This is a genomic window from Thioalkalivibrio sp. ALE10 (genome assembly GCF_000381385.1).
Classification (GTDB): domain Bacteria; phylum Pseudomonadota; class Gammaproteobacteria; order Ectothiorhodospirales; family Ectothiorhodospiraceae; genus Thioalkalivibrio.
This window is the reverse complement of the sequence record NZ_KB906450.1, coordinates 37,209-57,733: the sequence shown is the minus strand read 5'-3', so window position 1 is coordinate 57,733 and position 20,525 is coordinate 37,209. Positions and strand designations below refer to the sequence as shown.

19 protein-coding genes are annotated in these 20,525 nt (G+C 68.3%); 3 read left to right on the top strand and 16 right to left on the bottom strand.

The window, feature by feature from the left end; genetic code table 11:
* Positions 1 to 879, top strand: coding sequence for a PfkB family carbohydrate kinase (locus F788_RS0100275; RefSeq protein ID WP_019588890.1), 879 nt, complete (start codon positions 1 to 3; stop codon positions 877 to 879).
* On the opposite strand, the gene F788_RS0100270 is transcribed toward F788_RS0100275, so the two are convergent.
* The 4 genes from F788_RS0100270 to F788_RS0100255 form a co-directional block, all read right to left on the bottom strand.
* Positions 876 to 1,640 carry a DUF2063 domain-containing protein gene (locus F788_RS0100270; protein WP_019588889.1) on the bottom strand — a complete coding sequence of 255 codons (765 nt, stop codon included), beginning with the start codon at positions 1,638 to 1,640 and terminating at the stop codon, positions 876 to 878. The two genes, F788_RS0100275 and F788_RS0100270, sit on opposite strands and share 4 nt — an antisense overlap.
* Complete coding sequence (locus F788_RS0100265; protein WP_019588888.1) at positions 1,633 to 2,520, bottom strand: DUF692 domain-containing protein; 888 nt, start codon at positions 2,518 to 2,520, stop codon at positions 1,633 to 1,635. Before F788_RS0100265 ends, F788_RS0100270 begins: the two co-directional genes overlap by 8 nt.
* Complete coding sequence (locus F788_RS0100260) at positions 2,510 to 2,809, bottom strand: hypothetical protein (protein WP_018868942.1); 300 nt, start codon at positions 2,807 to 2,809, stop codon at positions 2,510 to 2,512. Before F788_RS0100260 ends, F788_RS0100265 begins: the two co-directional genes overlap by 11 nt.
* Positions 2,810 to 2,877: 68 nt before the next feature.
* On the bottom strand, positions 2,878 to 3,498 hold the full coding sequence (locus F788_RS0100255) for a DoxX family protein (protein ID WP_019569301.1): 621 nt from the start codon (positions 3,496 to 3,498) through the stop codon (positions 2,878 to 2,880).
* 185 nt (positions 3,499 to 3,683) lie between these two features.
* On the opposite strand from F788_RS0100255, the gene F788_RS0100250 reads away from it, so the two are divergent.
* Positions 3,684 to 4,610, top strand: coding sequence for an AraC family transcriptional regulator (locus F788_RS0100250; RefSeq protein ID WP_019588887.1), 927 nt, complete (start codon positions 3,684 to 3,686; stop codon positions 4,608 to 4,610).
* A gap of 78 nt (positions 4,611 to 4,688) precedes the next feature.
* Here the strand turns inward: F788_RS0100250 and F788_RS0100245 are convergent, their stop codons facing one another.
* From F788_RS0100245 to F788_RS0100205, 9 genes are all read right to left on the bottom strand, one after another.
* Positions 4,689 to 6,815, bottom strand: coding sequence for a bifunctional diguanylate cyclase/phosphodiesterase (locus F788_RS0100245; protein WP_019588886.1), 2,127 nt, complete (start codon positions 6,813 to 6,815; stop codon positions 4,689 to 4,691).
* Between the two features lie 36 nt (positions 6,816 to 6,851).
* Positions 6,852 to 8,873, bottom strand: coding sequence for an asparagine synthase (glutamine-hydrolyzing) (asnB, locus tag F788_RS0100240; RefSeq protein ID WP_019588885.1), 2,022 nt, complete (start codon positions 8,871 to 8,873; stop codon positions 6,852 to 6,854).
* Positions 8,874 to 8,964: 91 nt separating this feature from the next.
* On the bottom strand, positions 8,965 to 10,044 hold the full coding sequence (locus F788_RS0100235) for an aspartate carbamoyltransferase (RefSeq protein WP_019588884.1): 1,080 nt from the start codon (positions 10,042 to 10,044) through the stop codon (positions 8,965 to 8,967).
* A complete protein-coding gene (locus F788_RS14230) occupies positions 10,032 to 10,154 on the bottom strand; it encodes a hypothetical protein (protein ID WP_018868948.1) in 123 nt (40 codons plus the stop codon). The genes F788_RS0100235 and F788_RS14230 overlap by 13 nt, the downstream gene beginning before the upstream one ends.
* Positions 10,151 to 11,635: a sodium:solute symporter family protein gene (locus tag F788_RS0100225; RefSeq protein ID WP_019588883.1), complete on the bottom strand. Its 1,485-nt coding sequence runs from the start codon at positions 11,633 to 11,635 to the stop codon at positions 10,151 to 10,153. Before F788_RS0100225 ends, F788_RS14230 begins: the two co-directional genes overlap by 4 nt.
* The gene (locus F788_RS0100220) at positions 11,632 to 12,372 is read right to left on the bottom strand and encodes a cysteine hydrolase family protein (protein ID WP_019588882.1); all 741 of its coding nucleotides are present in this window, start codon (positions 12,370 to 12,372) and stop codon (positions 11,632 to 11,634) included. Before F788_RS0100220 ends, F788_RS0100225 begins: the two co-directional genes overlap by 4 nt.
* 31 nt (positions 12,373 to 12,403) lie before the next feature.
* A complete protein-coding gene (locus tag F788_RS0100215; protein WP_019588881.1) occupies positions 12,404 to 13,645 on the bottom strand; it encodes a Zn-dependent hydrolase in 1,242 nt (413 codons plus the stop codon).
* A 43-nt stretch (positions 13,646 to 13,688) separates the two neighbouring features.
* Positions 13,689 to 14,117: a fibronectin type III domain-containing protein gene (locus tag F788_RS0100210; protein WP_019588880.1), complete on the bottom strand. Its 429-nt coding sequence runs from the start codon at positions 14,115 to 14,117 to the stop codon at positions 13,689 to 13,691.
* A gap of 5 nt (positions 14,118 to 14,122) precedes the next feature.
* A complete protein-coding gene (locus F788_RS0100205) occupies positions 14,123 to 14,638 on the bottom strand; it encodes a MarR family winged helix-turn-helix transcriptional regulator (RefSeq protein WP_019588879.1) in 516 nt (171 codons plus the stop codon).
* A 370-nt stretch (positions 14,639 to 15,008) separates the two neighbouring features.
* Between F788_RS0100205 and F788_RS0100195 the strand changes: the two genes are divergently transcribed.
* Positions 15,009 to 16,028 (top strand): porin, encoded by a 1,020-nt coding sequence (locus F788_RS0100195; RefSeq protein WP_019588878.1) that lies wholly within the window; start codon positions 15,009 to 15,011, stop codon positions 16,026 to 16,028.
* A gap of 113 nt (positions 16,029 to 16,141) precedes the next feature.
* Here F788_RS0100195 and F788_RS0100190 read toward each other — a convergent pair whose 3' ends face one another.
* From F788_RS0100190 to F788_RS0100180, 3 genes are all read right to left on the bottom strand, one after another.
* Entirely contained in the window at positions 16,142 to 18,112 is a 1,971-nt protein-coding gene (locus F788_RS0100190) for a M48 family metalloprotease (protein WP_019588877.1), read from the bottom strand.
* A gap of 155 nt (positions 18,113 to 18,267) precedes the next feature.
* Positions 18,268 to 19,674, bottom strand: a complete 1,407-nt coding sequence (locus F788_RS0100185) for an AmpG family muropeptide MFS transporter (protein ID WP_019588876.1) — start codon at positions 19,672 to 19,674, stop codon at positions 18,268 to 18,270.
* A 39-nt stretch (positions 19,675 to 19,713) separates the two neighbouring features.
* The gene (locus tag F788_RS0100180; protein WP_255349428.1) at positions 19,714 to 20,487 is read right to left on the bottom strand and encodes an exodeoxyribonuclease III; all 774 of its coding nucleotides are present in this window, start codon (positions 20,485 to 20,487) and stop codon (positions 19,714 to 19,716) included.
* Between the last annotated feature and the right edge of the window lie 38 nt (positions 20,488 to 20,525).

Sequence of the window (20,525 nt, the reverse complement as noted above, 5' to 3'; positions counted from 1 at the left end):
ATGCCGGAAGTATCCGACGTGATCGTTGGTGAAGTCCTGTTCGACCGTTTTCCGGACGGCCGTGAAGTCCTGGGCGGAGCCCCGTTCAACGTCGCCTGGAACCTGCACCAGCTGGGGGAACCCGTGCTGTTCGTCGGTGGTGTGGGAAACGACGCCGCCGGGGGACGCGTGCGCGAGGCCATGCGCGAGGTCGGCCTGGCGGAAGACGCACTGTATACGCACCCACAGGCCCCCACCGGCGCGGTGCAGGTGACGGTGGAGGACGGCGAGCCCGCCTATCACATCCTGCCCGACCAGGCCTATGACGACCTGCCCGCGACGGTCGATCCCGCGGTGCCAGCCCGCATCCCGCTGCTCTATCACGGCACGCTGGCCCTGCGCAGCGGCAACCGCGAGCTGCTGGCGGCCCTGCGCCGGCGCTGCGAACGCCGCTTCGTCGACGCCAACCTGCGCGAGCCCTGGTACGACCCGCAGGACGTGCGCGACCTGCTCCGGGGTGCCGATGTGGTCAAGCTGAACGCCGACGAGCTGGCCACGCTGTTCCCGGACACCCCGGGGGCGGAGCGCGCCGATCACTGCCTGCAGGCCTGCGACATCCAGTCCGCGCTGATCGTCACCCTGGGCGCCGACGGCGCCGAGATCCATCCGCGCGCCGGCCAGCCCGTGCGCGCCCGTGCCCCGGTGGTGGAAGCCATGCAGGACGCGGTAGGCGCCGGCGACGCCTTCGCCAGCGTCGCCATCCTGGGGCTGCGCCGCGGCTGGGGCTGGGAAGGCACCCTGCACCGTGCCCTCGAATTCGCCGCTCGCGTGTGCACCCTGCAGGGCGCCACCACCAGCGACCCCGGGTTCTACCGCAGCGCGGTGGCGGCCTGGACTTAGTCCATGGCTGCCCGCGTGCCGGGGATGGCCCCGAGGTCGCGATAATGCGTCAGCAGCTCGCGACCGCTGGCCGTCAGCTCGGGGGTGGGCTCGAGTCCGAAGTCGCCGGCCACGCGCCGGATCTGCTCGTGGCCCGCCGCCGGCTCTTCGATGATGCGCCACAGCAGACGCGCGCCCAGCGGGTTCAGCTCGGCGAAGCGGATGCGATCATCCGGCGCGCGACGGGCGAGCAGCAGGGTGGGTGAATCGCCCGGCGCCTGCGGGCGAAACTCCGGCCCGATGCGATGGACCGGGAAGCGGTACGCCAGCAGGCGGGCCGCGGGCGAGAAAACCGGGATGCCGGCCAGCACGTCGCCTTCGGGGTCGCAGGCTTCGTCCGGCTCCTCGTCGGCGTAGAACAGCTCGGTCTCCACGCGCTCGTAGTGCGCCAGCTCCGCGAGAAACGGCGGGTCGCCGGCGGCGGCCGGGCGTCCGTCGGTCAGATAGCTCACGAATTCGTTGCCCAGTTGCGGAAAATACGGCGTGCGGCACCCGTGGTCGCGATAGAAATCGCGCACCAGCGCCAGCCACGGGTCTTCCGTCAGCGTCCTGCGCAGCACCGGAAAGCCGCGCCCCAGCAGGCCCGAGACATTGTTGATGAACAGTCGCCGGTAGATCGCCAGTCGGCGGTCCTCCAGCCCCTCCGGCGGCGGGTATCGGTCCGGATCGCGCAGGTGGCGGGCGAAGGCCTCCTGGAGCGCCCGGGCGTCCGTGTCAGGCATGTTCCACCCCGGCAAGTCGGTCCTGCCGCGGCACCGCTTGTTGCAACCGCCGGATGGCCTCGACCTCCGCCAGCAGTTCCTCCAGCGGCGGCAGGTTGAAATCCCGCTCCAGCAGGGTCGGCACCGCTCCCAGGTGCTCGAACGCGCGTGCCAGCAGGGCCCAGGCCTCGTCTCCCACCGGCTGGCCGTGGGTGTCGACCTTGAGGTCCGGGGCTTCGTCGTCGTGCCCGGCGATGTGGATGTAGCGCACCCGCTCCAGCGGGAGCGAATCGAGGAAGGTCGCGGCGTCATAGCCGTGGTTCACGCTGTTGACCACGATGTTGTTCACATCCAGCAGGAGATCGCAGTCCGCCTCCTCCAGCACGGCGCGGATGAACGTCGCTTCGTCGAGGTCGGTCCACAGGGGTGTGTAGTAGGACACGTTCTCCAGGGCCACACGCCGACCGAGCACATCCTGAACCGTCCGCACGCGGTCCGCCACGTGGTGCACGGCCTCTTCGGTGAACGGCAGCGGCATCAGGTCGTAGAGATGGCCCGAGCCGTCGCCGCAGGCCGACAGGTGTTCGCTGTAGTCGTCGATGCCATGGGTGTCGAGGAAGCGCCGCAGTGCTGCCAGGAATTCCCGGTCGAGGGGGCGCGGTCCGCCAATGTCCAGGGACAGGCCGTGACAGGCGAACGGGTGTGCTTCGGTATATTCGCGGAAGACCCGGCCCAGACGCCCGCGCAGGTGCATCCAGTTTTCCGGCGCGGCCTCGAAGAATCCCGGGGAGTCGCTCGCCTCCGGCGCTTCGGCCAGCGGGGCCAGGAGGCCCCGCCGCAGGCCGAGCCCGGCGCCGCTGACGCGGGCCGGGCAGACCGGGGCGATCCGTTCAGCCGCCACAGGTCCCCTCCCCGCAGGCGCCTTCCGAATCCTTGTCGTCGGGTTCGCCCGAACCGCCGCAGGTCCCTTCGCCGCAGGCGCCTTCGCTGTCCTTGTCGCCGTCGTCGCTGGCCCCGCAGGTGCCTTCCCCGCAGGCCCCCTCGGCGAGCTGGGTGTACCCGCCGGCCTGCTGATAGCCGTGATCCAGATCGGCCGAGGCGAACGCGGGCGTGGTGGACATGGCCAGACCGACTGCGGCGGCACCGGCCGCGCCGGCCAGGGATTTCATGGAGAACAGTTCGTCTTTCATGGTGGTTTCCTCTCGATGGCGGGTCAGGGACCCTCGATGGTTATAGCCGCTTGCGGCGGCTTTCGCTCTCATCCGCGGTGCATGAACCGCCGGCGGATGTAGTGATCAAGACTCAGATAGCGGCCGGCTCCGATGAAAAACAGCGCCAGCAGCATTACGAAATACGTCGCGGCCATCTCGATGCCGTTGTTGACGATCGCGAAGTTGCCGGCCTCGGTGAGCCAGTCGTAGTTGCCGTGTTCCTGCAGGATCGACTTCGCGCGGTCCAGGCGCTGCTGTGCCTCGGCGATCCCGTCGCAGTTGAACAGGCACATCATCGGGTCGGAGATGCGCTGCCAGCCGTGCTCCAGATGGGCGGTGACGGCCGCCACCACCATCGTGATCATCAGCGGGATGGTGGCCCAGCGGGTGGCCAGGCCCAGCAGCAGGGCGATCGCCCCGAGGATCTCGGCGTAGGCGGACAGCAGGACCATCAGGTACGGGAACGGCATCCCCAGCCCCCAGTCCGGGTTGCCGAACCACATCACCACCTGTTCCGAGGGCAGCAGGCCGTCCAGCTTGTTGGTCCCGGCCATCCAGAAGACGGGCGCCAGATAGAGCCGCAGAAGCAACGGGGCCAGGAAATCGGCCCCGCGGGTGGTGTCCAGTGCCCGCTGGGCACCGATGGCCAGGGTCCGTATCGTTTCCATGTGGTTCTCTCCCTGCGTTGATCCGTTGCCTGCAGTCTGGATCGCTGCAGTGGAAACCGGGAGATCCACGGAGCCGGGGTTTATGCTCGATCGTCCGGAACCGGTATCCGTGGTTCCCCTGACGGTTTCTGTGCGACCGGCGGGTTAGGCTGGATCCGTGTGCCGCGACTCCGGAGCAACCCGCCATGGACCCGATGCCCGTCGACGACGTGCTTTCCACCGTGCTGGCCGCCTATAACCTGCGGGCGCGGATCGACACCAACCCCCGCCTGTGCGGCGAGTGGCAGCTGGGCACCTCGGGGACGGGGAACGCAAGCTTTCATCTGGTGGGCGAAGGCGGGTGTTACCTGCACATGTTGGATGCACCGGTGCGGCGTCTGGAGGCCGGGGATCTGCTGTTGCTGCCCCACGATGACTGGCACCTGCTCTCCAGCCGCGATTCCTGGGAGGACCCCGCCAGCCACCTGAACCTGGTGACCGGCGAGGACCCGGAGCATGCCGCGGTCACGCAGCTGTTGTGCGGCCATTTCGAATTCGATTCCGGGCGTCGCAACCCGGTGCTGTCCGGGTTGCCGGGCTGCATCATTATCCGCCACGCCGAGGCGGGGGAACGCCTCGGGCACCTGGCGCGGCTGATGTTCATCGAACTGATGGAGCGCCCGCCCGGCTATCGCCCCGTGCTGGACCGACTCGCAGACACCCTGTTCGTGATGGCGGTTCGGCACCACGTCTGTCGGGCCGGGGAGCCCCCGGCCGGGTCCCTGATGGCGGCCCTGGCCGACGAGCGGATCCGGCGTGCGCTGGATGCGCTGCACGCCCGCCCCGAGGCGGCCTGGACGCTGGAGGGTCTGGCCGGCGAGGCCGCGATGTCACGCAGCAGTTTTGCCGAGCGCTTTCACGTGCTGGTGGGCCAGTCCCCCATCGAGTACCTGACCCAGTGGCGGATGGTGCTCGCCGAACGCCTGCTGCGGGATGGTCGGGAATCCGTCGCCGGGGTCATGGAGCAGGTGGGGTATGCCTCCGAGCCTGCGTTTCGCAAGGCGTTCAAGCGGGTCCACGGCTTCGGCCCCGGTCGCCTGCGCCAGTGGATGCGCCGTTTCGGGAGATACTGACGGGTCTGCGTGCACGGGGGGCTCGCGTGACGAGAGCGGCGCGCAGCACCTGCTGGTCGGGGGGTGCCGCTACGACTTCTAGTCGTCGTGGGTGCCCCGCGACTCCTGTGGCGCGGGGCCCGACAGCTGGCGGAGGGTGGCGGGCAGCTGTTCGGCCGGGACCGGCCGGGAGAACAGGAAGCCCTGGGCCGAGGTGCAGCCGAAGCCGCGCAGGGTGTCGGCCTGCGCCGGGGTTTCCACGCCCTCGGCCAGGACCTCCAGGCCCAGGCGGCACCCCAGGGTGCAGATCGCCTCGGCGATCGCGGCGTCCGATGCCGAATCGGGCAGCGATTTCACGAACACGCGATCCACCTTGAGGGTGTCGAACGGCAGGTCGCGCAGGTAGCCGAGAGAGGAATAACCGGTGCCGAAATCGTCCATCGCCAGGCGCACCCCCAGCTCCTGCATGGCCTGGAGGAACGCCGGGGCCTCGCCGCGTCGGTCCATGGCGATGCTCTCGGTGATCTCCGCCTGCAGGCAGTGCGGGGGCAGGCCGCTTTTTTCCAGTGCCCCGGACACCTGGGCGGCGACGGTGCTGCGGCGGATCTGTGCGGGGGAGATGTTGACCGCCACGTGGCCGAAGTCCACGCCATTGTCCCGCCACTCCCGTGCCTGACGACAGGCCTTCTGCAGGACCTGTTCGCCAAGCGCGGCGATCAGCCCGCCCTGTTCGGCCACCGGAATGAAGCGATCCGGCGGGATCAGGCCGGATTCCGGATGCTGCCAGCGGACCAGCGCTTCCACTCCGATGATCCGGCCGTCAGCAAGGCTGACCTGTGGCTGGTAGTGGAGGACCAGCTCATCGGCGTCGAGCGCCTCGCGCAGCCGCCCGGTCAGCCGCACGCGGTCGGTTGCGAGAGTGGTCTGTTCGCGGGAATAGCCCCGCCAGGCGTTGCCGCCGGCCGCCTTGGCCTCGTGCACGGCCGCGGCGGCATTGCGCATCAGCGATTCGACATCGTGGCCATCCCGCGGGCTGCAGGCGATGCCCACGCTGGTGGTCAGGAACAGGGTTTCGCCGTCCAGCTCAAGGGTCTGCGCGACCTGGCGCAGCAGGGCCTCGGCCAGCAGCATCGCGCGTTCCTCTCCATCTACCATGATCGCGAATTCGTCCCCGCCCAGTCGCGCCAGGGTCTCCGTGGGGCGGATCAGGGAGTACAGACGTTCGCCCATGGCCCGCAGCAGCCGGTCGCCGAACCGGTGACCGAGGCTCTCGTTGACGTGCTTGAAGCCATCCAGCCCGATGTGCAGTACGGCCGCTCCGTCGCCTCGTCGGCCCTGAGCCGCCAGCACCTGTTCCAGGCGGGTGCGAAACAGCAGGCGGTTGGGCAGGTCAGTGACCGGGTCGCGGTGGACCAGGCGTTCGATGCGTTCCTGCGAGGCGCGCAGATCGGTGAGGTCGGAGAAGACCGCGACATAGTGGCGGACCCGGCCCTGCGGGTCCCGAACGACGTTGATGCGGGTCCACTGGGGGTAGACGCTGCCGTCGCGGCGGCGGTTGACGAGTTCCCCGTTCCACTCGCCGACCGTTTCCAGCTCCTCCCGCATTTCGCGGTAGAAGGCTGCATCCTGCCGGCCGGATTTCAGGAAGCTCGGGGTCCGGCCGAGGACTTCATCCTCCGGATATCCGGTGATCTGGGTGAACGCCCGGTTGACGGCCTCGATGTGCTCGTCCCCGTCGGTGATGAGGACGCCGTCGCTGGTGGCATTGAAGACGGTGGCTTCCAGACGCGCGCGGGCATCGTTGCGTTCGCGCTCGGTACGCAGGGCCTGTTCCACGCGCCGCCGCGCCGAAATGTCGCGCATGACGCCGACCGCATGCCACTCCCCGTCCAGCCACAGGGCCGAGACCGACAGCTCCACGGGTACCCGATGGCCGTCCGCGTGCACCGCCTCCAGTTCGTGCACCCGTCCCACCACGGGGCCGGTGCCGGTGCGGCGGAACCCTTCGTAACCCGCGCGGATCGCGTCCATGTGTTCCGCCGGTGCGAGCGTTTCGTGCAGCGGCCGCCCCAGCAGGGCCCGGGGCTCATAACCCAGTACACGCTTCAGCGCGGCGTTGACGTACTCGATCCGCCCGTCGCTGTCGAGCAGGACGAACACCTCCTGAGTGGTGTCCGCGATCGCCTGCAGGCGCAGGGCATAGGTATCCCCGGTGTCTTCGGCCACGGTGTTCCTTCGGGGCCTTCCCGGCCCCTGGTGGGTTCAGGCGCTCCAGCCGAATTCGCGGGCCTTCTGCGCCGCCAGCGCCGGGATGTCGGTGGCCACGAACTGCTCGTGCAGCACCTGCATGCCGATCATGTGGTTGATCACCGCGTCCAGCTGCACCTGGGTCGCCGCCGGGGTCTCCTCCGACTCGTGGATCTCGAACACCTGGCGCACGCCTTCGGGGTCCAGCAGCCCGGCCTCGGCGACCTTGTCCTCCGACAGGTAGCGATCCGCCAGCGCCTTCATCGCCGCCCATTTGGTCGGGTCGGTGTGGGCCGGCGGTGCCATGAACGGGAATTTCTCGCGCTCGTACAGCACCTTGGGCAGCAGGCCCTTCATCGACTCGCGCAGCACGTATTTCTCGTTGCGGCCCTTGATGCGCATGGTCGGCGGCAGCTGCGCGGCGAACTCGGCCAGGTGGTGGTCGAGGAACGGCGGGCGCGCCTCCATGGAGTTGGCCATGTCCATGCGGTCGCCGCCCCAGGTCAGGATCTGGCCCTCCAGCATGGTCTTGATCCACACATACTGGGCCTTGTCCAGCGGATGGCGGCCTTCCAGCATGTCGTCGTCCAGGGCGTCGGCGATGGCCTTGCCCGGCTTGTAGTCCTTCATGCGCTTGCGCCGCTTCGGATGCAGCAGGCCGGGCACGTGCTCGGCCGCCGCCAGCCAGGGCTGCAGGCAGGACGGGGTGAAGCCCATCATGCGGTTGAAGTCGGGGTCGGAGACCTCGTCCTCGGCCAGCATCGCCCCGGAGACCAGCTCGTTGGATTCGTTGAGCATCTGCTGCCAGGCGGCACGGTCGGCCTCCGGCAGGGTGTCCAGCCCGTGCAGGAACATGTCGCGGCGAAACGCCGGGTAGCCGCCGAACAGCTCGTCCGAGCCCTCGCCGGTCACCACCACCTTGTACCCGGCGTGGTTCACGTGCCGGCTCATCAGCAGCTTGGCCACCGCCAGGGTGTTGTAGATGGTGCGCTCGGCGTGCCAGAGCGCCTCCTCGAAGTTGTCGTACAGGTGGTCGGCATCCAGCGACATGATGTCCTGGTCGGCGCCCACGCTCTCGGCCATCTCGCGGGCGATGGCGGTCTCGTCGTAGTCGTCGTTGTCGAAGCCGATGGTGAAGGCCTTCACCGGCGCCTGCTGGCTGGCCGAGGCCAGGCCCAGGGTGATGCAGGAGTCGATCCCCCCGGAGAGGTAGCAGGCGACCGGCACGTCGGCCTCCAGGCGCAGCTGGGTGGCCTCCATCAGCTTGTCGCGCACCCCCTCGATCCAGTACTCCTCGTCGGTCTCGCTCTCCGGCGGGCGCTCGGAGGCCAGCGGGAAGTCCATGTCCCAGTACTTCTCCTGACGGATCTTCAGCTTGCCGTGGGCGCGCTCGACGATGACCACGTGGCCGGGCTTGACCTGGTGGATGCCCTCGAAGGCGGTGGTGCCCGGCACCATGGTCTGCATCAGCTGGTGGTACAGGCCGTCGTCGGAGAAGCGGCGCTGCACGTCGGGGTTGGCGAACAGCACCTTCAGCTCGGAGCCGAACACGAAGCTGCCGTTGGCGGTCTCGGTGAAGTACAGCGGCTTGATGCCGAAGCGGTCGCGTGCCAGCACCAGGCGGTCGTGCTTGCGGTCATACAGCGAGATCGCGAACTCCCCGCGGAAGTATTTCAGCGCATCCTCCAGCCCCTCGCGCTGGTACAGGTGCATCACCATCTCGGAGTCGCTCTTGGTGCGGAACTTCACCCCGCGCGAGGTCAGATCGGTACGGATGCGCTTGTAGTCGTACAGCTCGCCGTTGACCGCGGTCATGATCTCGCCGTTGCTCATGGTGAACGGCTGGCGCCCGCGGTGCTCGTCGAGGTCGATGATCGACAGCCGCGCGTGGCTGAAGCCCACACCGCGATCATCCTGGGTCTTGTAGCCAAAGCCGTCGGGGCCGCGGTGGTACTGGATCGCGGCCATGTTGACCAGGGTCTGTGCATCGACCGGACGTTCCGGGTCGGCGTGAAAGATGCCGCCAATGCCGCACATGGGGTTGTCTCCTTGAGTTATCCATCGGGGACGAGCGGGGCCGGGTCGCCGCGCCGCTCGCGGTCAGTCAGGCAATCATATAACCGGGGGGTCAGCCCTCCGGGGTGTCCATCACCGCGCTGATCCGGCGCACCACCGTGGTCAGCAGGGCCATGCGCACGAACACCGCCCCGCGCGCCTGGGCGAAGTACCAGTTGTGCGGGGTGTCGTCGAGATCGGTCGACAGCTCCGCGCCGCGCGCCAGCGGATGCATGATGATGGCACCTTCCTTCAGCGGCGACTCGCGGTTCAGGTTCAGGCCTTCGCCCATGGACTCGAAGGTGTCGCCGACCCAGGCGATGGCGTTGATGTAGACGACGTCCAGTTCCGGGAGCACCGGGTCCAGGTCGTTCACCACGCGCAGCTTCAGGCCCGCGCCCTCGAGCAGCTCGCGCTGCTCGGGGTCGAAGTTCTCATCCTCGCGCGAGATCACCACGATCTCGTCGATCGCCTCGGGGAACAGGCTCAGCATGCTCAGCAGGCTGCGTACCGTGCGCATGCGCGAGGGTACGCCCACGATCCCCACCTTGATGTGCTTTTCCGGCGGGCAGTCGGGCAGGAACACTTCCGGGCGCCACTTGGCCAGGGTGTACACGTCCGCCAGCGCCTGGGTCGGGTGCTCGTCGATCCCGTTGCCGGCGTTGACCAGCGGGATGCGCAGGTTCTCGAGCATGTTGTGCACGGCCTCGCCGTCCGAGGAGCGCAGCACCAGCACGTCGCCGTAGTTGTTGAACATCTCCGCGATGTCGGCCAGCGATTCGCCCTTGGCGATGCCGGTGCTCTTCGGGTCGGTGATCGACATCACCGATCCTCCGAGCCGGTGCCAGGCGCTCTCGAACGACAGCCGCGTGCGGGTGGACGGCTCGTAGAACGCGCTGATCAGGATCTTGCCGGCCAGCGGCAGATGGACCAGCGCCGGCGTGGTCTCGTACTGCGCGGCCAGACGGAACAGCTGCAGCAGCTCCTCGCGCGTGAACTGCCGGCTGGAGACCACGTGCGAAGCGGCCAGCTTGAGCAGCGGGTCGGGGTTTTCCTCCACCGCCTCCAGCAGGGCGCGCGGGCGATCGGTGCCGGCGGCACCGTCCCGCGGCTTGAGGGTGTTCAGCGGGTCATCGGGATTCACCAGAGGCATCCTCTCTTCCAGTCACGGATGAACAGGGCGATCAGCAGGATCGGGGTCAGGGTCGCGACCGTGGTCGCGATGATCACGATGGTCGCCAGTGCGGTTACCGGGATCGTCATGTCGCCACCTCCGGGGTGTCGCGGCCGGCGGGCGCGTCGTGGTCATCGCGCGCCAGCCGGTCCCAGTCGAACGGCCGCGGGAACAGCCAGGTGCCGGCGACCATTACCACCAGCGAGACCGCCGCGCCTACCAGGGCGGCCACGTACCAGCCGATCATGAAGTAGCTGGCCAGACCCAGCCCGGAGCCCAGCAGCATCGCCCAGGCAGCCGCCTGCGGGTTGGCGCGGCGCCAGTACAGCCCGGCCACGATGGGCCAGATCGCGCTGGCCACGAAGGCGCCGGTGAAATACAGCAGCGCCGCGAGCGAACCGACCACCGGCACCTCCCCGCGATAGCTGGCGGCCAGCCAGGTCAGCAGCCCCAGCAGCACCACGATCACCTTCGTCGCCCGCAGCTGCGCCTGCTGCGAGGCCTGCGGATGGATATGCCCGCGGTAGATGTCGCGGGTGACCAGGTCCGAGGTGGCGGCCAGCAGCGAGTCGAGGCTGGAGGCCAGCGCGGCGAACACCACGATGAACACCACGATCGCCCCGGTCAGGCCGAGCACCTCGGCGGCCACCAGCGGGCCGACCATGTCCGCCGCCGGCACGTTGATGCCCAGCGCCGGGGTGGCCAGCGCCACGAAGCCGGCCACAATCGGGATCGGCAGCCACAGCAGCCCGCCCAGCAGGTAGGCACGGAAGCCCACGTTGCGGCCGAAGGCGAAGGCGCGCGACCACCACACGTTGGAATGGAAGATCTCGCCCACGCCGAACAGCAGGTTGTTGAACAGGAACATGATCGCCGCCGGGAACAGCAGGCTCAGCAGTTCCGGGCGTTCTTCCATCAGGTCGAAATGGATCGCCTCGAAACCCACCCGGTCGATGGTCATCCAGGCGAGGAAGGCGGCGCCGCCGATGATGATCACGGTCTGGATGAAGTCGGTGCCGATCACCGCGCGCAGCCCGCCCAGCAGGGTGTAGATCACGCACACCGTCAGGATCACGGTCATGCCCACGCGGTAGTCGATCCCGGCCAGGGCGTTGATCAGCACCCCGCCGGCCATCGCCATGGAGATCAGCCAGCCGAAGGCGTAGATCAGGGAGACCCCGAGGAACACCCGCCAGGTGAAGGTCCCGTAGCGCAGCCGGATGAAGTCCCCGGAGGTAAAGCCGTGCGGCATCAGTTCGCGGATGCGCCGGGCCAGCGGGGCGAACAGGATCAGCCCCAGCGCGCCCAGCGAGTAGCCCAGCATGCCCCACACGCCCAGCTCCAGTGCGAGCTGCGGGGCGGTCATGGTGGTGTTGGCGGTGACCCAGGTGGCCATCGCGGTGGCGCTGGCCAGCGCCAGCCCCACGTTGCGCCCGGCCAGCATGTGATCGGCCGCCGTGTAGTTGCGCCGGCCCAGCCACGCGCCCAGCGCGACCCACAGGACGCTGAAGGCCGCCAGCAGCCCCCAGGCGACGGAAGTCGGGAGGATGGGCTCCTCGAGGGCGGTCACGACGCCTCCTGCACCCTCGTGATCTCGCGGATCGCCTCGTCCGTGGTCATCACGCGGGCGTAGCGGTCCTTGATGGTGGTGATGGTGGCGCGTTGCATCTCGGGGGTCACCGTCGCACAGCAGTCCTCGATGAGCGTCACGTAGAAGCCCAGGTCACAGGCGTCGCGCACCGCGGTGGAGACGCATTCGTTGCTGTACACGCCAACGATGAACAGGGAGGAGATCTCCAGGTTCCGCAGGATGTAGTGCAGATTGGTCGAGTTGAACACGCCGCTCGCGGTCTTGTCGAGGACGATCTCGTCGCCCTGCGGCGCGACCTGGTCGACGAATTCGGCATCCTTGCTGCCGGGGGCCGCGTGCAGCCCGAGACGCTTGTGGCCCGGGCTGCGGTCGCGTCCGTCGCGGGTCAGCGAACGGATGCGGGTGTGGATGACCTCCATCTCCTCGGCGCGGAAGGCATCCTGCAGCCGGCGCACGTTGGGCAGGACGGTCTCCTCCAGGCGGTGGAAGTAGTATTCCTGGGCCTCCAGCGGGATGCCGGATTCGGCCGAATCCGCGAACACCCCGTGGCCGCGCGCGGCGTCCAGGTACTGCAGGTCGATGCACAGCAGGGCGACATGGTGCTCGCGCAGCTCGCGCCGCAGTACCGGCTTGCTGATCAGGCTCTCCTGGTACTGCTCGCGCAGCGGATCCAGGGAGTCGTAGTCGGTCAGGCGGGAAACGTTGTCGTCGGCCATGCCGCGGGCTCCTTGGTCGGTTGGGGCGGCGCTACTGCGGGGCCGCCAGTGCCAGCGCACTGTGCAGGGCCAGGTTGGCGCCGGTCTCGATGTCCTCCCAGTTTGTCCATTCCGCGGCCGAATGGGAACGCCCCTGCAGGCTGGGCACGAAGATCATCCCGGTGCGGGTGATCGCACTCATGCTCTGGGTGTCGTGCGCCGCGCCGCTGGGCATGGTGATGTACTCCAGTCCCATGCGTTCGGCCTGGCCCTCGATGGTCTGCACGATCCCGGTGTCGCAGCGCACCGGGTCGATCTCCGAGAGCACGTCGAACTCGAACATCAGGTCGCGCCGCCGGGCCAGGCTGGAAAGCGTGCGCCGCGCCGCGTGCGCCAGTGCGGTCAGCACCTTCTCGTCGGTGTCGCGCACCTCGAACGAAAAGGTCGCCGTTCCGGGCACGGTGTTCGGCGCCCCCGGCGACAGCTCCACGCGGCCGATGGTCGCGCGCGAGTTGGGGCTGCCGTGTTCCTCCAGCAGGCGATCGATCTCGCCGCCGAACTCGGCCAGTCCCTGGAAGGCATCCGCGCGCATGTCCATGGGCGTGGTGCCCGCGTGGTTGGGCTGGCCCTTCAGGCGCACCTCCCACTTGAACAGCCCGGTGATGGCCTCCACCACCCCCACGCTCAGGCCGCGCCGGTCCAGCACCGGCCCCTGTTCGATGTGGGTCTCGATAAAGGCGTGCAGGGTGTTCGGGTCGCGCCGCGCGGCCAGCGCGTCGTCGGCGTTCAGGCCCCAGGCCGCCATCGCGTCCACCAGCGTCACGCCCTCCAGGTCGCGCGCATGGCTGATGCTCTCCGGGGTCAGTTTGCCGGCCATCGCCTGGGAGCCGAACATCCCGCCGAAGCGGCCCTCCTCGTCGGTGAAGTCGATCACCTCCAGCGGGTACTGCAGCTCGATCCCCTGCTCCTGCGTGGTGCGCAGCACCTCGAGCCCGATCAGCACGCCCAGCGCGCCGTCCAGCGGACCGCCGCCGGGCACCGTGTCGAGATGCGAGCCCATCGCCACCACCGGCCGCCGGCCGTCGTACTGCAGGCGACCGTGCAGATTGGCGGCCCCGTCCTGCCAGACATCCAGACCGGCCGCCTCCAGGCGGTGGCGGAACCACTCGCGCCCGGCGCGGTCGCCGTCGGAGAATGCGCGGCGGTGCAGGCCGCGGTCGGCATCGCGACCGATCTGCGCGAGGTCGTTGATGTCCTGCTGCAGGCGCTGCATGTTGATGGCGAAATCGGGCATGAAGGTCTCCGGTTGGCCGGGCCAACGGCCCGGGGCATGGGGGTCAGCCGCGCGGGCGGCCCCGCAGCAGCACGACGATCAGCACCAGGAACACCACGCCGCCGACGGCGAAGAAACCAAAGGCGCGCGCCAGGCCGTGATGCTCGACCTCGACCGTGATGCGGTCGCTCCAGGCGTCCTCCCCGGCGTCGGCCGCGCGCAGCCGGAAACGGTATTCACCGTCGGGCAGGCCGCTGATCACGCGGCTGGTGTCGCCGCCTTCGTAGATCACGCGGGCATCGTCGAAATCCGGGCCGCTGGCGCGTTCCAGCACCACCGCCCCGGGGGCTTCCCAGTGCAGGGTGAACCCGCCGTCGGCGGAGTGCTCGGGGGGATCGTCGAAGCGGGGTTCGGCCAGGGCCGGGCCGGCCAGCAGGACGAGCGCCAGCGCCAGCACCGGGAGGTGGCCGAAGCTGGCGGCGAGGCGGAGCATGCCGCTCAGGCTCCGCCCTCGAACGGCTTGAGCCCGGCGCGCTGCTCGGTGGACTGCATGGTTTCCACCAGCTGAGCCAGGTTCTGGTCCAGATCGGCCAGTTCGTCCGGCGGCATGGATTCCAGCGCCCGGTTCAGTTCGCCTTGGGGGGCGGCCGGGGCGCGTTCCAGCAGTTCCTGTCCGGTCTCGGTCACATACAGGCGAACGATGCGCTGGTCGCGCTCCGGGCGGCGACGTTCGACCAGGCCCTGCTGCTCGAGCTTGTCCAGCAGGTTGGAGGTGGTGGAGGCATGCACCGACAGCCGCCGCGACAGGTCGCTCACGTTAAGGCCCGGCGTGCGCTGGAGCTCCCACAGCGCCCACAGCTGCGAGGCGCTGATCCCGCAGGCCCGCTCCACCGCGCGCGAATGCCCCTGCAGCGCCCGGATGATCACCCGCAGCTGGCGGATGACCGAGCGTGCGGGGTCCTCGCCCCCGGACGGGGCTGCGGACGTTTGCGTGGCGGCGCTGGCGGATGACATGCGGTTCTCGGCAGTGATGGTCAACGAATATTATTTTTGCGCAAAAATACCTCCGGCGCAAACCGTGTCACGAAAACACGGCCCGGTGGCCTTCACCCCGTGCGACCGCACCATGCCGCCGTGCGTTCGGCGGAACTTCGGGACCCGCAGGCAGTCTTTCCGCCTGTGGCGTACAACAGACACACCGGATACATGCGTGTCGGCCCTTTACAACGAATTAGACTTCGTTTATATACCCGTACTGGTGTGCAGTGGAATGGATCGTCCGCGATGTTCCGCGCGCAGCTGTTGCAAAAGCCGCACACCGACCGGACGGCGGAGCCGGTTCCGGACATCCCGAAAAAATTCAATTGAGCGCGAGGACAGGAAGATGATGAACAGGAAGATGCTTGCCGCGGCCGTGGCCGCGACCCTGGCCGCCCCCGGCATGGCCATGGCGCAGGAAGAAGGCGCCGGTCCGATCGACTGGGATTTCTACGGCTCCCTGCGGCTCCAGTACGAAGCCGCCGATCCGGACAACAACAGCAGCTATGATGGCTTCCGCGATGCCTATACGCGGGTGGGTTTCATGGGCTCCATGGAATTCAACGAAGGACTGAGCGCCTTTGCCCAGCTGGAGCTGCCGCTGGATCTGGCGAACGGGCGGGTCCAGGATCCGTTCAATGGTCAGGACGAGGATGTCCGCATCGGCAAGATCGGTATTGAATCCGACGTGGCGGGCACCTTCGCCTATGGGCGCGACTGGCTGCCATACTACAACGCCATTGCGTTCCCGGTGGACATGTTCAACTCGTTCCAGTCGGGCTTCATCACCTACGCGGCGTTCCGTGAGAGCGATACTCTTTTCTACTACTCGCCCGACTTCAACGGGTTCTCCTTCGGCGGTGCCTACGTGACCGACGGGGCCGACGACGACAACCCCTATCAGCTGACCGGCACCTATTCGCTGGGTGATACCACCTTCTCCGTGGGTCTGCAGGACGCGAATACGGATGACCGCCACCGTAACTGGGGCTTCTCCGTGATGCACACTATGGGAGATCTCTACATCGGTGCTAAGGCCGAAACCGTGGACAGCGCAGACGATGACGTGGATGGTGACAATTCCTTCAACGTCTTTGCGTCCTACGACTGGGATCAGCACACCTTCAAGGGCATGCTGGCGACCATGGATACCTGGGGTGGCGATGTCGTGCACCTGGGCTATGACTACCACGTCAACGATGCCCTGACCTTCTTCGCCGAGTACTATCGCGAGAGCGAAAGCGACGACATCGCTTCCGGAGCGATCGGCCAGATGCGTGCGCGGGACATGGACATGGATGAAGACGAGGACTTCATCGGCGATACTGGTGATGTGTTTATGGCCGGCATGCACTACAGCTTCTGATCGCGCACCGCGCGAGTTTCAGCGAGCGGCTGTAACGGGAAGGCCCGCATCGCGAGATGCGGGCCTTCTTTCGTTGGGATGGGTGTCCTCGGCGCTGTGGGCCGCGAAACTTGTCAGTGACCGGCGTCGAACAGTTCCCCGGCATCCGGCAGCGGTACGTTGAGGTGCAGCGAGGCGGCCATCATCCGCACGAGTTCGCGCTGTTCCGCGGTGGGGGCGCCGCGCTGCTGAACGGTATCGTCCATGGCCTGCAGCAGCCGCTCGCGGTCATTGCGCGGCATGCGGGCGAGGCGCTCCAGCGCGCGGTCGAGGATGCGCGCCCAGGCTGCGGACTGGCTGGCCTGACGCAGTTCCTCGGGAATGGGGGCGCTGAACGGCAGGCTGCCGGTGAAGCGGCCCAGGCCGGCGATCAGTGCGGCCTCCGCCGCCTCGGGGTCATCCGGGTGGCCATGCAGCGCGAGGGTCGCCAGCAGGTAGCGCGCCGCGTTTTCGCGGTGCCGGGCGTTCTTCCCGGCGGGATCCTTGCGCTCGTGCGTCGTTTTGCCCCCGTGCCCGTGACGCCGGTCGAGGTGTTCGATCAACATGCGGCCGAGGGCGTATTCGGTGGCCGACAGACGGCCATCGGCATGGATCAGGCGTTCCACGAGTCCGGCCAGGGTCCGTTGTTCGTCGCGGCTCAGCCGAGCCAGCGCAGGGAAAGCCATCTCGGTCAGCGGAAGGCGGTGTTCGGCCGCGGGTTCGGGGACCATCGCACGGAGCTGGCGCACGCGTTCTTCGCTGTCCGGGCCGCGGGTCTCCAGGATCATGTGGAGCTGCTGTTCGCGGATCTCCGGATCCGGATGCAGGATCAGGTAGAGCACCAGATCCGCGACCCAGTGCGGATTGCGGGCGGAGCGGGCCAGTTCGCCCGGCAGTGCGGCCAGCAGGGCGGCGGCCAGCGAGCCGGGCACGGCCCCGAAGGCCTCGCCCAGCGGCCCGTTCTCCTCCTCTTCCCGCTGCTGCTCGGCGGCAGCCTCCTGCTCGCGGCGCCGGCGTTCGCGTTCGGTCACCGCACGGCGCACCCGGTCGGTGGCCTCGCGGCCCAGGCGTTCCAGGCCTTCCTCGTCCAGTGGCTGGCCCAGCCGCTCCAGGCGTTTCTCCAGCGGCGGATGGGTATCGAGCAGCTGGTCAATGGCGCCGTTGGCGAACAGCATGTGTCCGACCATTGCCGGACTGGCGTTGAGCCCGGCGTAGCGCGCGGCTACCTTGCGCAGGGCGCCGGCCATGCCGTCCCCATTGCGGGTGAACTGCACCGCGTGGGCATCCGCGCGGTACTCCTGTTCGCGCGCGATGGCTGCGCGGATCAGGCGCCCGCCGAGCAGGCCGATCCCACCGGCGGCCACCAGCGCGAAGTTGAACCACACCGGCCCCCGCATCTCTCCCGGGTCGCTGCGCGCGCGCCGTCCGGGCAGCATGCCCAGGCCCAGCAGCGCGATCATCTCGATGCCGAACAGGATGCCGACCAGCTGCGTGTTCAGGCGCATGTCGCCGGCACGGATATGGCCGAACTCGTGGGCGACCACCGCCTTCAGTTCCTGGCGGTTGAGGCTCTCGATCGCCCCGCGCGTCACCGCGATGGCCGCGTCATGCGGTGTGAAGCCGGCGGCGAAGGCGTTGATGCCCAGCTCGCGTTCCAGCACGAAGATCGCCGGCACCGGCAGCCCGGAGGCGATCGCCATCTCCTCGACGATGTTGCGCAGCCGCCGGTTCTTCGGGTACTCGGGCTCGGCGTCCACCGGATCGCCGCCCATCTCGCGGGCGATGCCGCGCCCGCCGCCGGCACGCCGCAGCTGGTACAGGCGCCACAGGCTGGCCCCGGCGATGACCGCGATCGCCAGGCCGGTGGTCCACAGCAGAAAGCCACGGTGCTCCGCGAGCATCTCGGCGGTGGGCATGAGCCGACGGAGCTCGTGCCAGGGTTCGACCAGGGTGTACAGCAGCAGGATATTGAGCAGCGCCACCATCAGTAGCACCACCAGCACGAACAGGCCCAGCAGCAGCGTCAGCCGCCGGCGTGCCCGGTCCTGGTATTCAAAGAAGCGCATTCCTTCGCCGTCCCCGGTTGTGTTCCCCGCTCCCCCGTATACAACCGGGTTTGGTGCGCGGGGGCAAGGCCGCTGTCCGCAACGGGTGCCAGCACGCTTCCATGGATGGGAGGATGCGCACAGGACAGCGGGAGCCTGCAAGCAGGCTCCCACGGTCAGTCGGTCCGTTCGGCGGGGGCCTCTTCGCGCCCGGGCTGGGGTAAGCGGTCGGGGTTGGCGACGCGCGCGATCCACAGTGCCAGCAGGACCGCGGGGATGCCGATCGCAGCCGAACTGACGAAGAACCAGAACCAGCCCATGAACTCCGCCATCACCCCGGTGAAGCCCGCGAGGAACTGCCCCGGCAGCGTCATCAGCGAACTGAACAGCGCGTACTGGGTGGCGGTGTAGGCGCTGTTGGTGAGGCTGGAGAGGTAGGCGATGAACACCGAGATCGCCATGCCCCCGGTAATGTTGTCGGCCATGATGGCGAATACCAGCCCGTAGAGCTCCGGACCCAGCAGGGCCAGCCAGGAGAAGGTCAGGTTGGTGATCGGCGCCAGCAGCGCGGTGGCGATCAGCATGCGCATGATGCCGAAGCGTGCGACCAGCAGCCCGCCCACGGCGGCCCCGCCCAGGGTCATCGCCAGGCCGAAGGCCGCGGCGATATTGGCGATCTGATCCTTGGTGAAGCCGATGTCCAGGTAGAACGGGTTGGCCATCACGCCCATGAAGATGTCGCTGATGCGGAAGATCGCGATGAACGCGATGAGCAGCAGGGCGATCTTGCCGAAGCGCTTCCAGAACTCCACGAACGGGCAGACGAAGGCGCCGATGAACCAGGCCTTGAAGGCGCGCCAGTAGCCGGTGTCCGAGGTGTTGTTGATGTAGTCGAGCACGCGCTGCTCGATCTGCGCGGTCCTGCGGTCGCGCTCGGCCACCTCGGGCTCGCGCACGATCAGGGTGCAGATCACGCCCACCAGCATGAGCGCGGCCATGGTGCCGTAGGCCAGGCCCCAGGTCCCCACCGCGGCGATGTGCAGTGCCCCGGCCCCGGCGGTCAGCAGGGCCACGCGGTAGCCGGTCACGTAGGCCGCGGCCATCGCCCCCTGGCGTTCCTTGCTCACCGCCTCGATGCGGTAGGCATCGATGGCGATGTCCTGGGTTGCCGCCGCGAACGCCGTGATCACCGCCCACACCGCGACCAGCCACAGCTGCTCGGTGGGGTCGGTGAGCGCGATGCCGGTGAGCGAGATGATGATCAGGCTCTGCGCCAGCAGCATCCACGCCCGGCGCCGGCCGAACAGCCGGGTCAGCACCGGCAGCGCAAGGCGGTCCACGATCGGCGCCCACAGCACCTTGATGCTGTAGGCCATGCCCACCCAGCTGAGGAAGCCGATCGACGACAGCTCCACCCCGAGGTCGCGCAGCCAGGCGGTGAACGTGCCGCCGGTGAGCAGCAGCGGCAGCCCGGCGGCAAAGCCGAGGAACAGCATGCCGATGACACGCGGATGGCGGTACACCGCCAGCGCCGCGCGCCAGTCACGGCGCGGTGCGGCCTGCGCGTCGTCGGCGGCGCTCATCGACGGGGCATGTGCCGGGCGGCGAGCCCGGTGCGGCTGTCAGGGCGCGTAGTCATAGTCGATCCAGAACGGCGCGTGATCGGAGAAGCGCTGCTCGGTATAGATGAACGGGTCGCGCGCGGTGGCGGCGATGCCCGGAGTGGCGATCTGGTAGTCGATGCGCCAGCCCACGTTCTTCGCCCAGGCCTGACCGCGGTTGGACCACCAGGTGTACTGCCCGGGGCGGTCGTCCAGCCGGCGGAACACATCCACCATGCCGATCTCGTCGAACAGGTGGTCCAGCCACGCCCGTTCCTCGGGCAGAAAGCCGGAGTTCTTGCGGTTGGAGCGGTAGTTGGTCAGGTCGATCTCCTTGTGTGCGATGTTCCAGTCGCCGCAGATCACCCATTCGCGTCCGTCCTGCATGCGCTCCGCCAGCCACGGGCGGAAGAAATCGAGGAAGCGCCATTTCGAATCCTGACGGTGGTCGCCCGATGAGCCCGACGGCAGGTACAGCGACACCACCGACAGGTTGCCGAAGCGCATCTCCACGTAGCGCCCCTCGTTGTCCGCCTCCTCGAAGCCCAGCCGGGTGATGACCTCGTCCGGCTGCATCCGGCTGTACATGGCTACACCGCTGTAGCCGGGTTTCACCGCGTCCACGTAGGCGCTGTGATAACCGGGCGGATGGAAGGGCTCGCCCTGGATCTGGTGGATCTGGGCCTTGGTCTCCTGGATGCAGACCACGTCGGCTTCGGTGGCGGGCAGCCAGTCGAAGAAGCCCTTGCGGGCGGCGGCACGGATGCCGTTGGCGTTCATGGACATTATGCGCATGGCGCGCAACGATACCCGCGCGCGCGGCCGGCGAAAAG

Coding starts and splice junctions, on each gene's coding strand:
- F788_RS0100275 (WP_019588890.1), top strand. CDS start 1: ATGCCGGAAGTATCCGACGTGATCGTTGGTGAAGTCCTGTTCGACCGT.
- F788_RS0100270 (WP_019588889.1), bottom strand. CDS start 1,640: ATGCCTGACACGGACGCCCGGGCGCTCCAGGAGGCCTTCGCCCGCCAC.
- F788_RS0100260 (WP_018868942.1), bottom strand. CDS start 2,809: ATGAAAGACGAACTGTTCTCCATGAAATCCCTGGCCGGCGCGGCCGGT.
- F788_RS0100255 (WP_019569301.1), bottom strand. CDS start 3,498: ATGGAAACGATACGGACCCTGGCCATCGGTGCCCAGCGGGCACTGGAC.
- F788_RS0100250 (WP_019588887.1), top strand. CDS start 3,684: ATGGACCCGATGCCCGTCGACGACGTGCTTTCCACCGTGCTGGCCGCC.
- asnB (WP_019588885.1), bottom strand. CDS start 8,873: ATGTGCGGCATTGGCGGCATCTTTCACGCCGACCCGGAACGTCCGGTC.
- F788_RS0100235 (WP_019588884.1), bottom strand. CDS start 10,044: ATGCCTCTGGTGAATCCCGATGACCCGCTGAACACCCTCAAGCCGCGG.
- F788_RS14230 (WP_018868948.1), bottom strand. CDS start 10,154: ATGACGATCCCGGTAACCGCACTGGCGACCATCGTGATCATCGCGACC.
- F788_RS0100220 (WP_019588882.1), bottom strand. CDS start 12,372: ATGGCCGACGACAACGTTTCCCGCCTGACCGACTACGACTCCCTGGAT.
- F788_RS0100215 (WP_019588881.1), bottom strand. CDS start 13,645: ATGCCCGATTTCGCCATCAACATGCAGCGCCTGCAGCAGGACATCAAC.
- F788_RS0100210 (WP_019588880.1), bottom strand. CDS start 14,117: ATGCTCCGCCTCGCCGCCAGCTTCGGCCACCTCCCGGTGCTGGCGCTG.
- F788_RS0100205 (WP_019588879.1), bottom strand. CDS start 14,638: ATGTCATCCGCCAGCGCCGCCACGCAAACGTCCGCAGCCCCGTCCGGG.
- F788_RS0100195 (WP_019588878.1), top strand. CDS start 15,009: ATGATGAACAGGAAGATGCTTGCCGCGGCCGTGGCCGCGACCCTGGCC.
- F788_RS0100190 (WP_019588877.1), bottom strand. CDS start 18,112: ATGCGCTTCTTTGAATACCAGGACCGGGCACGCCGGCGGCTGACGCTG.
- F788_RS0100185 (WP_019588876.1), bottom strand. CDS start 19,674: ATGAGCGCCGCCGACGACGCGCAGGCCGCACCGCGCCGTGACTGGCGC.
- F788_RS0100180 (WP_255349428.1), bottom strand. CDS start 20,487: ATGCGCATAATGTCCATGAACGCCAACGGCATCCGTGCCGCCGCCCGC.